Raw genomic sequence first — 12927 nt, 5'->3', positions numbered from 1 at the left:
AAATAAATAAATGAGTTATTTTAATTTTCTGAATATGCAAATACAATTGACTTTAACTTCTTTTTTATATTATTCTAAAAAAGAAGTTAAAAAAGGGGTTTTAATCATGAAGAAATTAAATAACAATATAAATATTAAAATAATTTTACCGTTTTTGCTCGTGTTGATTACTTTCCTCAGTTTGGTGTTGATTTTGATCTCTCAAGCGATGTTCCCTACCGATGATTTAGCCTCCATGAACAAAAAAGAAGAATGGCTCTATTTTCCTGAGAATCAACCTGAAACAGTATTTAGCAGCAATTATGTGAATTCATTACCAAACATAAAAGCCAATGAAACCTTCATTATGGAACGAGAAATGACCACCGACCATTCCTTTCCAACGCTATTGCTGATTGGGGATCACCAGAAAATCACCGCTTATCTGGACGACGAGTTATTGTTTTCAAACGATTATAGCCCTGACAACATGATGACCAGCCACCCAGGAAAAACACTGTCTTTCGTGACATTACCTCAAGATTATCAAGGGAAAACCTTGCGTATCTATGTATCCAGTCCCTTTGACAGTTTTGCTGGATTTCCAGCTGATGTGTATGTCGGCACAGCCAACGCCTTGATTGCTTATGTCTTCAAACACTCGATCCCAAATATCTTTATTCTTTTACTCACAGGGCTGATTTGTATATTTACTCTGTTGAGTATCGGATGGCATTATATACGCCATAGAAAAATGCGTGTATCTGCTTTGCTGCTCAGTTTGTTTTCACTTTTTGCTGGTTTAGAAGCGGGATTTAGTGATATGTTGGGTGGATTGCTGTTTCGGTCTTCTTTCAACTCATTGATCTTGAACCTATTAACGATCGTGACACCCATGTGTTTGATTGGTTTTTATTATGTCAAAATGATTTATGCCCGCAAATACTATGGCAAATGGATCTTGTTCCATTACTTGTTTGGTCTTACGGTGATGTCATGGAGACTTTACGCCCCCCAACAAATGCCAAACATGCTGAATTATATCCTGTTGCTGAACATTGCAAGCACTTTCATCACGGCTTTTGCTGCCATTTATGAAGCGGTCAAAAAGAACCATTTTTACGTTTTATGCGCGCCATGGGTAGTCGTGGCAGCCATCGGCCATTGCTTTATTTATATTCTTGATGTCTTGCATCTTCGACAATCTGCGGTCAATTGGTCATCTTTGCTCTTTATGATGTTGGTGGTGATTTTCACATGTTATCACTTATTGGATTATTTCTTCTCATATGAAGAAAAAACAAAGGAAAATGACACCACCACCATGAAAATGCGTTTATACGAAGAGCAGCAGCGCCTCTTTCCTCACAAAACCGCGAAATGGCATCAGACGATCGATGCTATTTCACACCAAACGCAAGTGATAAAAGAAAAGCTTGAAGAACAGCAAATGATCGCGGCTTTCGAAGGCATATCCGAGATTGAGCACCAAATCGATACCCATAAACTGGAACAGATAGACGACACACCTTCTCTACTGACGATGCTTTTGACTACTTATGCGCGCAAAGCCGCCAAAAAAAGTGTTGCCTTTGAACAGCAGATCGACACCAGTCTGTTTGCTGCCTTCCAGGAAGAGGATCTGTTGCCATTATTTGTCCACTTGTTGGATTATGCATTTAGACAGGCATACCAACATAAGGATCCTAAACAACGCCAAGTTGCATTGCGTACGGAGGAAAAAGAGCAGCAACTCATTCTTGCTTGTTCCTTCTCAGTGCCTGAAACGCAGCAATTGCATAACAAATCAGCAGACTTGCGGCATAAGCAAAACCACCGTGATATGCTAGGGCTCAAGCGGATTCTTCGCACCTATCAAGGGGAATGTACCATAGACGATCACCATGATACCCGCAAAGTGACCCTCGTTATCAACCGCTACGAAAAAGGATTGATGGATTAGGTCTTATTGACGGGTGCCTCTGTCGCAAAAAAAGCTTGCATTTTCCGATTGAAGCATATAGCATATAGAATAGATAGAACACATAGGACAAGTAGATTTATGATGGTTACAGAGAGTCGAAGCAAGCTGAAATTTCGACACCCGCTGATAAAACGAACCTACCGATGTGAATGACCGCAAAACGGTCGGTGGAAAGGCCTTATCCTTTAGCGAGTTGGACTAGCAATAGTCAACAAAGGTGGTACCGCGAAATCCAAGCATTTCGTCCTTTTATAGGACGGGATGCTTTTTTTATTTTTAAGGAGGAATATGAATGACACAAAAAAATGACTTTACAGAATGGTATATCCAAACGATCCAAAAAGCTGAACTGATGGCCTATTCTCCTGTGAAAGGCTCGATCATTTTTCGCCCGGATGGCTTTGAATTATGGGAACATATCCAAGAAGAATTCAACCGTTTCTTGAAAGCTGAAGGCATTCGCAATGCCTACTTCCCAATGCTGATCCCACAAAGCTTCTTTATGAAAGAAGCAGATCACATCGAAGGTTTCGCCCCTGAATTGCCTTGGGTCACTGAGGTTGGCAATGAAAAATTAGAAGAACCGCTTGCTCTGCGTCCAACTTCTGAAACCATGATTGGTTCAGCCTTTTCAGATTGGATCAACTCTTATCGCGACCTGCCTTATGAAATCAACCAATGGGCCAATGTCTTCCGTTGGGAAAAGAAAACTTTGCCATTCTTGAGAACCTCTGAGTTTTTATGGCAAGAAGGACACACTGCCCACGAGGGGGAAGAAGATGCCCGCCAACGGACGATGCGCGTATTAGACGAATATGCCCGCTTATGCGAGGAATTTTTGGCGATCCCTGTATATAAAGGTCAAAAAACCCCTTCCGAACGATTTGCAGGTGCTGTCGATACCTACTCTATCGAAGCCATGATGAAAGATGGAAAAGCAGTCCAAGCAGGGACGAGTCATTACATGGGGACAAAATTTGCGGAAGCTTTCGATATCACTTATTTATCAAAAGAAAACAAACACGTTCATGCCCATACTACCTCATGGGGGGTCTCTACACGTCTGCTCGGGGCATTGATCATGACCCACGGTGATGAAAATGGTCTAATCTTCCCACCAACGATCGCGCCAACGCAAGTAGTCTTGATGCCTGTAGGTCCATGGAAGAAAAATCCAGCTATTTTAGACAAATTAACCGAGTTGCAGACTTCCTTCAAAGCAAAAGGCCTGCGTGTCCGGTTAGATGACTCTGACAATTCGCCGGGATTCAAATTCAACGAATGGGAATTGAAAGGCGCTTGTCTGCGTATCGAATGCGGACCAAGGGATCTTGAAAATGGACAAGTTATGGTGAAAATCCGTGATTTAGCTGACAAGCAAGCGGTCGCACTCACTGACCTGTCTGCTTTTGTCGACGAAGCACTAGAAGCAATGACACCACGTCTATTGGCTGCTGCCAACGCCCGCAACCGTGAAAATGAATATTTGGACATCGACACGTTAGATGCGCTTAAAGCCCATATCGAGACGTGCCAAAAAGAAGACAAAGTCACTGGATTTGTCTTGATCGGCTGGGATGGCTCAGAAGAAACTGAGGCAAAAATCAAAGAAGAAACAGGGTTCACTACCCGGAATATGCCTTTTGATGTCCCAGTTGAAAAAACTGTCGATATCGTCAGCGGCAAACCAGCAAAACATACAGTTTGGATTGCTCGCGCTTATTAATACAAAAAACAGCAGCGGCTCATCTTCATCATGGATGAGCCGCTGCTGTTTTTTTGTAGTGCATCTGTCTTAATAAATCAAGCCCAATAAATCCTCTGGCGTGATATTTCCAAAGTATTTTTTGACATCGATGGTGTCAATTTTCGCTTGCAGATCATCTTTGGCATAACGGGTACCCACCAAAATATGTTCCACATCCTGGATATCCCCTAATCCGAAGAAATCACCAAAAATCTTCGCATCGGAAATCCGTCCTTCTTGCACATTCAACCGGATCTCGATAGAACCAATCGGAAAACGATGGCGACGTTCAATATCGAACGCAGGCGATTTCCCATAATTCCAATCCCAATTGCGGTAATATTGGTCAGAGATCTCATTGATTTTGACCCAGTCTTGATCTGTCAAGGTGATCGTATCAACATCGCTGATGGATGATACACCAAAAATCTTCAACAAAATCTCATCTCGAAAGTCTTCTGTCGTCATTTCCTGCTTCTCAGCTGGCAGAAATGGTTTGATATTCGTGACACGAGATCGGATCGATTTGATCCCCTTCGATTCGATTTTATCTTTGCGCACTTTCAGTGCATTGACAACTTCATTGATGTCACTATCGAACATGATCGTTCCATGGGCAAACATACGACCATTTGTCGCATACATCGCATTTCCGGAAAACTTCTGGTCATTGATCACCAAATCATTGCGTCCTTTTAATTGGGCGCCTTCTACGCCCATCTCATGTAGCGCTTGAACGATCGGTTTGGTCAATTTTTCGAAATCTCTAAATGAGTTGCCGTCATCTGGCATGATAAAACTGAAATTTAGATTGCCGTAATCATGGTATACCGCCCCGCCTCCACTAAATCGGCGTACGACATGGATATGGTGTGCATCAACGTAGTCTTGATTGATTTCTTCAATCGTGTTCTGGTTACGGCCAATAATGATCGATGGTTCGTTGATATAGAATAACAAAATAGGTTCATCGATCTTCTTTTCTTGCAGCAAAAATATCTCTATCGCTAAGTTGATCCGGGGATCATGCAAATCATTTGGTACAAAAAGCATAGTCAAACTTCCTCTCTATTTAAATATCGAAACTTTTTTGAACAGCCGCCAATTCTACTGGAATGCCGTCTGCTGCTAAAGCTGCTTCTTCTTTCAATTGTTCTAAGTTGCCATGTTGAGGCAGATGCGTCAATACCAGCTTTTTAACCTGAGCAGCATGGGCGATTTCCCCCGCTTCGGTTGAAGTGAAATGGGCCTTGTGCCGTTCATTGCCAGCAAAGAGATAGGTATCTGCCAAAAATAGATCCGCTTCTTGTGCAAAATCAACAAAAGAGGCTAAATACCCAGAATCCCCAGTAAAAACCAATACTTTGCCGGTTCTTTTCTCAACAATACGCATCGCATAACAGATGACTGGATGGATCGTTTTCATAAAAGTGATGGAAAAAGGACCTAAATCTAATTGTTCCGACTGAAGATAATCATAGCCTTTCGTCACACCTGGCAATGTTAACGCATCAAAATGTACGGCATCTTCGCCATGTCCATAGATCGGCAGGACTGCCCGTTCATCAGATTGGGGAAAAAGTTGCCAGTAATACTGCAAGACGCCCAGATCGGCGATATGATCATGGTGGTAATGGCTCAATATAACCGCATCTAAATCAAGCGGATCTAGAATTTTCTCCAATTGGACCAATGTTGTGCTGCCTGCATCTACTAACAGATGAAAGCCGTCAGCTTCCAATAAATAACCTGTCGTCCCTTCTCCTTTGTACGGATAGGCACCTAAACAGCCAAGTACAGTCAATTTCATGTTGCTTCCTCCTTCATGACTTCTCTGTGTTTCTTGACGCTTCATGACACTATGCTATCATAAACTGATTATTTGAACAAAGAAAGAAAACAACGCTTATCAGCAAATCGATAAGCGTTGTCCTTTGATTAGGCAATCGTCATGGCTTGATCTTCTTTCAGCGCTTCATAAAATGCAGCGTTCACGCCATAGGCATAGGCATTTGCCCACAGAATACCGATCACTAAAGCCAGCAGCCCCAATATAAACCAGCCAATCAATGAAAGCTGCAGCCAAATATATTGCCACAATACAGGTCTGAGCATCCGCCAAGCCTGTTTCAAAGACTGCATCAGGCGCAAATCAGGGTAATCATACTGGAGATAGATCGCAATTTGAAATATTCCACTGATGACTTGCGAAAAGAACAAGAACAACAGCACTGAAATGACTAAACTGACCATAAAAGCAATCGATTGGTTGAGTAATGAACGGTCTGTTGAAAAACCATGATTGAAAGACAGGACCAATTCCAGATATTGATTGAAGCCGGTCATCACAAATTGCGGCAAGAAAATCAATAATCCCAGCAGATAGTTCACAAATACATTCAAAAGATTTAACCCGAAATAAGCTGGATAAAGTCGCTTGTCAAAAACCAAAAAGATATTTGACACATTGACACCGACACCGCGAACCAAAAGCAGCGCCATGATGCTTAATCCTATCGTAAGTGCAAAAAAGACAACATTTTCTAGTATAAAATCAATCAACGTTTGATTACTGTTGCCACTCCCGCGAAGACCAAGTGTTCCAATAATACTGTTAAGAACAGATTGGATCGCGATACTCGCTAAAATACTTAAAACCATCGTCCCCCAAAAACCCCGCAAGGCATTTTTAGCGGTTTGACGAATCACATCGTTTTCTCTCATAGCTGCCCCTTAATAACTGCGCAGTGCTTTGACGGTTTTATCATCCAATCGGCGCACAACTTCAGTGACTAATTTAACTGTATTCAAGTAATCATCTTCATGAATGATCGATGTATGAGAATGCAAATAACGCACAGGTACCGTGATTGCGATCGAAGGAACACCATCACGCGTCAAATGCATTTGACCTGCATCTGTCCCACCACCTGTGATCACCGTATATTGGAAAGGAATCTCCATTTCCTCCGCTACAGAAATCACGAAATTCAATAGTTTTTTGTGGGGGATCATGGATGCATCAAAAATCAAGACTTGCGGTCCTTTACCTAAAACAGAATCGGCCTCTTTCGATGTCATACCAGGCGTATCACCAGCTGTACCTGTATCCAACGCGATCGCAATATCTGGATTGACCAAATGGGTACTGGTACGTGCCCCACGCAAACCGACTTCTTCCATGACATCACTACCGGCAAAAAGACAATTGGGATGGCCTTCGGCAGCCAATGTTTCCAATACCCGCAACGAAACTGCTGTCCCGATCCGATTATCCCAAGCTTTCGCCAATAAGAATTTACTATCATTCATTCGCTTGTATTCAATATATGGCGTGATCATATCTCCCGGACGGACGCCCCATGCCTTGGCTTCTTTGTCGCTGCTGGCACCAATATCAATAAACATGTCTTTGACATCATATGGTTTATTCCGCGTTTCCGGACTCAATACATGAGGTGGTTTCGAGCCAATCACACCATGGATCAACTGACCAGCTTGTGTTTTGATTTCCACTTGTTGGGCCAACATTACCTGACCCCACCAGCCGCCTAGCGTTTGGAACTCAATAAACCCCTTTTCGCTGATTTTGGTCACCATAAATCCAACTTCGTCCATATGGCCCGAAATAAAAATTTTAGGTCCGCCGCCGTCCCCAACGTGTTTGGCAATGACACTGCCTAACCCATCAAAAAAGATATCTTCAGCAAAGTCTTTGGCATACGCCTTAAAGACTTCCCGTACCTCCTCTTCATTACCAGGCACGCCTCGGGCACTGGTCAAATCGATCAAAAGCTGCTCTTCTTTTTTCTCCATGTTTATGCTTTTCCTCCTTTGTTTCGTTCTCTATGATTATACCATTGTCTTATGTAAGACGTGCAAATAAAACAAAAAAGAGCGGAAAATCTCGCTCTTTTTCAACGTTCAATGATCCGCAAACTCAGCTTGACAGTGATCAAATAGGCCAGTAAATAGACCACAGCCGCTGCGCCAGCAAATAAGTAGGCCACCCAATATCCACGACTATCAATAATTTGCGTTAATGTATTGATCGCAAATACCGCATGAAGGATCGCCAACAAAGTACCAGGCATAAAAACCCAAATATTTTGCCAATAAATCAACTTTCGAATCTCCTGCCGACTGTAGCCTAATTTTGTCAGCAGTTGATAATTGCGTTTTTCTCTTTCAGTGTTCGAGAATTGACGGACGATCAAGCTGCTAGACGTGGTGATCAAGACGATCACGCCAACAAATAAAGAGACAAATAGAATGATACCGCCTTGCCGTCGCACGCTGCGCATCGTTGTAAACCGATCAGCACGATTCAAACGATAGACGGTCACTTGATCTGTATGCTCCTTTTCTGCAGTGGTAAATACCGCCTGAGCGCCATTCTTCTTCTTGACCAACCGATAGGTGATCGGTTCGACCCATTCTGTTTTACCAGCATCACTGATTGTCTGATGTGCGGCTTCTGACAACCTCCCTTGAACCTGAAGATACGTCACCGCATACTGATACCCGTCGAGGTGTTCAAAGGCAGCATCGCTCACGACCAGCACATTCGCCAAGGCATAACGCAAGGAGTCATCACCTAAGTAATCAAGCTCCGTCTGTACCAATGTGAAGTTTGCTGTGCCAGCCACCAACACCTGATCCCGATACGACCTAAAGGCCTGAGTTATATCATATTCACTGTCAAACAAAGCAGCCTCTTGCCCATTGATCTTAACTTCTGGCGATTCTTTCAAAAGTTTTCGCAATTGATTGTATTGGCTAAGAGACAGCAGATTGACCATCACTTCTTCCTGATTATTGTCAGTGGTCTCTCCTAAGTATCTCGTATAGACAGCCATATTGGTCATCTTAAAAGTGACCGTTTGATCAGCCGCCAATGCGACTTGGTTGTCTTTCAACGTATCCCGCAACTGTTGGGCTTGCGATTCGGCCACTTGATAGGAGACTGGATACAAGCGGCTGGTCGCTTGATAATTCAAAGAGATCATCCCCATCGTGCCGCCAATCAACGAGATCGCAATAGCTGTGAGGACAGTCAAAAAAGCAAAACTCTTCCATGTCCGTTGCAAATACGCCCGTACATTGTTGTAAGCAATCAATTTGGCACCTTTGATATTGCGTTTTTGGGGCTGACTCAGCCAATGCAATAAAGCCGGCAGGGTACAATCAAAAAAGATATAAGTAGCCGTGATACAACAAAACAAAATCAATAATGGCACCCAAATAATCGCCGAAAAATCTTGTGTATAGGTAATATAAGATTGCCATGTCTCCTTCAAAAATAAAGACAAATAATAACCAACACCCAGCAGAATCAACCCTAAGATCCCCATCAAGATGCGAAAAGGGGTCATCTTCATTTTTTTGATGGGCAAGGAATAATCCGTTTTTAAGGTTTCACTCATTGGTGTGCGCCACACAAACAGCAGCACTTGCAAGCTCAAGATCAGCAGCGCAGCGAAGAAAACGACAATCGTTGTGACGATCGAGCGGGAAGAATTGAAGAAATGACTGGTCAATGTCAATCCCATTGCCCGAATCAAAATCATCGAGAAAAATTTTGAAAAAATGATTCCCATAAAAATACCAATGACCAATGAGAAAAAATTCAGCAAAAAAGTTTCCCGCAGCAGCAACCAGGCCAGCCGCCCTCGCCGCAACCCGAGCAACTGATAAATACTGATTTCCTTTTGTCTTTGACTCAGAAAGAAATGATTGGCACTCAGCATAAAAAACAACACCACAAAGGCCACAATACTACTGCCAAAACCCAATACGCCCTCGATGCGAATATCTTGTTGTACCCGCTGCGTCAGTAAGCGATCATTCATCATGGCGCTAAAAGAATAAAAAATCATCACAGCTGTCATCATACAGATGAAATAAACACCATAATTACGACTTTGCCTTAAAAAACTGCGCCAACCGATTTTAAACAACATGTCGAGGTCCCCCTCCGATCGTTGCCTGCATGTCGATGATCTTCTCAAAAAAATCTTGCCGTGACCCTTTCTTTGTCACTTCTGCAAAAAACACGCCATCTCTGATGAACAAAATCCGATTACAATAACTCGCAGTGAAGGGATCATGGGTGACCATCAGGATCGTGGTCTTTTCCTGTTGGTTGATTTGGTCCAAATAACGCAGCAATTCAGTGGCTGCTTTCGAGTCCAATGCCCCCGTAGGCTCATCGGCAAACAAGACCACCGGTTGACTCACGATCGCGCGTGCCGCAGCGATACGCTGCTTTTGACCCACAGACAATTCTTCCGGATAGCGGTCTAAGAGATGTTCAATGCCCAGCAGTGAGGCAATCTGAGAAATGCGTTGATCGGTTTCTGCGATCGACAACCGATCAATGGCCAATGGCAGCAAAATATTGTCTTTGGCGGTCAATGTATCCAATAAATTAAAATCCTGAAAAATAAAGCCAATTTCTTTTCTTCTAAAATCGCTCAAGCGGTTTTCAGACATGCGGGTGATATCTTTCCCATTGATATAGATGGACCCAAGACTCGGACGCAAAATGGAGGACAATAAATTCATCAATGTCGTTTTCCCCGCACCACTAGGTCCCATAATACCGACAAACTCCCCTTTGTCCACGACAAAAGACAGGTTATCCAATACTTTGGTTTGGTTGAAGCGGGTGCCATATGTTTTGGTCAAGTGTTTGACATCGATCATATTTCTCATAAAGAACCCTCCTTTATCATAAATTCTCTTCTATGGTAGCATACTTTTCTCATGAAAACAGTTTACGCAATCAAAGCCAAAAAATTTTTTTCGCTATTTTTTATTCATTGTGTGAAACATGAAACAATCCAAACATTGTTGTTATCAACTTTAAAGCATTTTCGTCAAATGAATATGCACTACATATTGTGTATATCCAAGAAAGAGATCCATAAACCCCACTATATATAGTTGCTCATTCGCCTATTTTGTTTTATCATATTGATGAAGATAGGAGTGGTTCTAATGATGAACATTAAAAGAAATCCTGAACAAGGACTGGCTAGACAGCCCCATTTAGCAAATTTAAAAATCGTCAAACGAGATGGTCGGCTGGTCGATTTTGATGATCAAAAGATCTATGATGCTTTGGTCAAAGCCCAAAGAAATACGCAAGGTGAATTAACCCCCATCGACCATGAACATATCATGGATATCGTAGAAAGTATTGATCATGAAATCGCTGCTCGTTTTCAAACAAACGTCAAAATATACGAAGTGCAAAATATCGTTGAACATATTTTATTGACTAAAAATGCCTATGCGTTAGCGGAAGAATATATCAATTATCGTACCCGTCGTGATTTTGAACGCAGCAAGGCAACGGATATCAATTTCACGATCAACAAATTGATGAACAAAGACCAATCAGTGGTCAATGAGAATGCCAATAAAGACAGCAATGTCTTCAATACCCAACGTGACTTGACCGCAGGGATCGTCGGTAAGTCCATTGGCTTGAAGATGTTGCCGCCCCATGTGGCCAACGCCCACCAAAAAGGCGATATCCATTATCATGATTTAGATTATCATCCTTATACACCGATGACGAACTGTTGCTTGATCGACTTCAAAGGGATGTTGAACAATGGTTTCAAAATCGGCAATGCTGAAGTTGAATCACCGAAATCGATCCAAACAGCGACTGCTCAGATCTCACAAATCATCGCCAATGTTGCTTCTAGTCAATATGGCGGCTGTTCTGCTGATCGTACCGACGAACTATTGGCGCCTTTTGCAGAATTGAATTATCAAAAACACCTCCGGGATGCAGAAGAATGGATCGAAGCGCCCGACCGTCGGGAAGCCTATGCGAAAAGTAAAACCCGCAAAGATATTTTTGATGCGATGCAAAGTTTAGAATATGAAATCAATACTTTATTCACTTCGAACGGACAAACCCCCTTCACCTCATTAGGGTTTGGTCTAGGAACGTCATGGTTTGAGCGGGAGATCCAACGGGCGATCTTGCAAATCCGGATCAACGGACTAGGTAGTGAAAAAAGAACAGCGATTTTCCCTAAATTGATTTTCAGTGTGCGTCGTGGGGTCAATCTTGACGCGACGGATCCAAACTATGATATCAAAGAATTGGCTTTAGAATGTGCCACCAAACGGATGTATCCTGATATTTTAAACTATGACAAATTGGTCGAATTGACTGGCAGCTTCAAAGTGCCCATGGGATGCCGCTCTTTCTTGCAAGGCTGGAAGAATGAACAAGGGGAAGAAATCAATGTCGGTCGAATGAATCTAGGCGTCGTGACCTTGAATATCCCACGCATTGCCTTAGAAGCCAATGGCGACCAAGACAAATTCTGGGCCATTTTAGCCGATCGTTTGCAGATCGTGAAAGATGCGCTGGTCTATCGTGTGGAGCGATGCAAAGAAGCCAGTCCAGCAAATGCGCCTATTTTATACATGTATGGTGCTTTCGGTGAACGTCTAGACCGCAAAGACAACGTGGATCAACTTTTCAAAAACAAGCGGGCGACTGTTTCCTTAGGCTATATTGGGTTGTATGAAGCGGCTGCTGCCTTTTATGGCGGCGAATGGGAACACGATCCTGAAGCAAAAGCCTTTACCTTATCGATCGTCAAAGAGTTGAAAGCACATGCAGATGCCTGGGGCGATGAATACGGCTATCATTTCAGCGTCTATTCGACACCTAGCGAAAGTTTGACTGATCGCTTCTGCCGTCTAGATACCGAAAAATTCGGTGAGATCGACAACATCACGGATAAAGAATATTATACGAACAGCTTTCACTATGATGTCCGCAAAAATCCAACACCTTTTGAAAAACTAGATTTTGAAAAAGACTATCCGCAATTTTGTTCAGGTGGTTTCATCCATTATTGTGAATATCCTGTGTTGCAGCAAAATCCAAAAGCCTTAGAAGCTGTATGGGATTTTGCCTACGACCGCGTGGCATATCTCGGTACCAACACACCAATCGATCATTGTTATGCCTGCGGGTATGAAGGAGACTTCAATCCAACTGAACGCGGCTTCGAATGCCCCCAATGCGGCAACCATGATCCCAAAAGCTGTGACGTCGTCAAACGGACATGCGGTTACTTAGGCAATCCCCAAGCACGTCCAATGGTCAATGGCCGCCACAAAGAAATCTCGGCCCGGGTCAAACACTTACAACAATAATCGTATCTGCAAGGAAGAA

At 42.8% G+C, this 12927-nt stretch carries 9 protein-coding genes; 3 read left to right on the top strand and 6 right to left on the bottom strand.

Going from position 1 to position 12927, the window contains the following annotated elements; translation table 11 throughout:
* Positions 1–106: 106 nt before the first annotated feature.
* Together AEQ18_RS12620 and proS are read left to right on the top strand one after the other, a co-directional pair.
* On the top strand, positions 107–1942 hold the full coding sequence (locus AEQ18_RS12620) for a hypothetical protein (RefSeq protein ID WP_054116691.1): 1836 nt from the start codon (positions 107–109) through the stop codon (positions 1940–1942).
* Positions 1943–2255: 313 nt separating this feature from the next.
* Positions 2256–3689, top strand: coding sequence for a proline--tRNA ligase (proS, locus tag AEQ18_RS12615; RefSeq protein ID WP_054116690.1), 1434 nt, complete (start codon positions 2256–2258; stop codon positions 3687–3689).
* Positions 3690–3758: 69 nt separating this feature from the next.
* On the opposite strand, the gene AEQ18_RS12610 is transcribed toward proS, so the two are convergent.
* The 6 genes from AEQ18_RS12610 to AEQ18_RS12585 form a co-directional block, all read right to left on the bottom strand.
* The gene (locus AEQ18_RS12610; protein WP_054116689.1) at positions 3759–4763 is read right to left on the bottom strand and encodes a lipoate--protein ligase; all 1005 of its coding nucleotides are present in this window, start codon (positions 4761–4763) and stop codon (positions 3759–3761) included.
* Between the two features lie 19 nt (positions 4764–4782).
* Positions 4783–5520 carry an MBL fold metallo-hydrolase gene (locus AEQ18_RS12605; RefSeq protein ID WP_054116688.1) on the bottom strand — a complete coding sequence of 246 codons (738 nt, stop codon included), beginning with the start codon at positions 5518–5520 and terminating at the stop codon, positions 4783–4785.
* A 128-nt stretch (positions 5521–5648) separates the two neighbouring features.
* On the bottom strand, positions 5649–6434 hold the full coding sequence (locus tag AEQ18_RS12600; RefSeq protein ID WP_235505540.1) for a DUF975 family protein: 786 nt from the start codon (positions 6432–6434) through the stop codon (positions 5649–5651).
* A 9-nt stretch (positions 6435–6443) separates the two neighbouring features.
* Positions 6444–7526 carry a M42 family metallopeptidase gene (locus tag AEQ18_RS12595; RefSeq protein WP_054116687.1) on the bottom strand — a complete coding sequence of 361 codons (1083 nt, stop codon included), beginning with the start codon at positions 7524–7526 and terminating at the stop codon, positions 6444–6446.
* A 101-nt stretch (positions 7527–7627) separates the two neighbouring features.
* Positions 7628–9673 (bottom strand): FtsX-like permease family protein, encoded by a 2046-nt coding sequence (locus AEQ18_RS12590; protein WP_054116686.1) that lies wholly within the window; start codon positions 9671–9673, stop codon positions 7628–7630.
* The gene (locus AEQ18_RS12585; RefSeq protein WP_054116685.1) at positions 9663–10427 is read right to left on the bottom strand and encodes an ABC transporter ATP-binding protein; all 765 of its coding nucleotides are present in this window, start codon (positions 10425–10427) and stop codon (positions 9663–9665) included. Before AEQ18_RS12585 ends, AEQ18_RS12590 begins: the two co-directional genes overlap by 11 nt.
* A 285-nt stretch (positions 10428–10712) precedes the next feature.
* On the opposite strand from AEQ18_RS12585, the gene nrdD reads away from it, so the two are divergent.
* Complete coding sequence (gene nrdD, locus AEQ18_RS12580; protein WP_054116684.1) at positions 10713–12908, top strand: anaerobic ribonucleoside-triphosphate reductase; 2196 nt, start codon at positions 10713–10715, stop codon at positions 12906–12908.
* Positions 12909–12927: the final 19 nt, after the last annotated feature.

The organism is Enterococcus sp. RIT-PI-f, from assembly GCF_001297065.1.
Lineage (GTDB): Bacteria > Bacillota > Bacilli > Lactobacillales > Enterococcaceae > Enterococcus_D.
The sequence above is the reverse complement of the archived record's forward strand: the minus strand, read 5'-3'. Positions and strand labels throughout refer to the sequence as shown.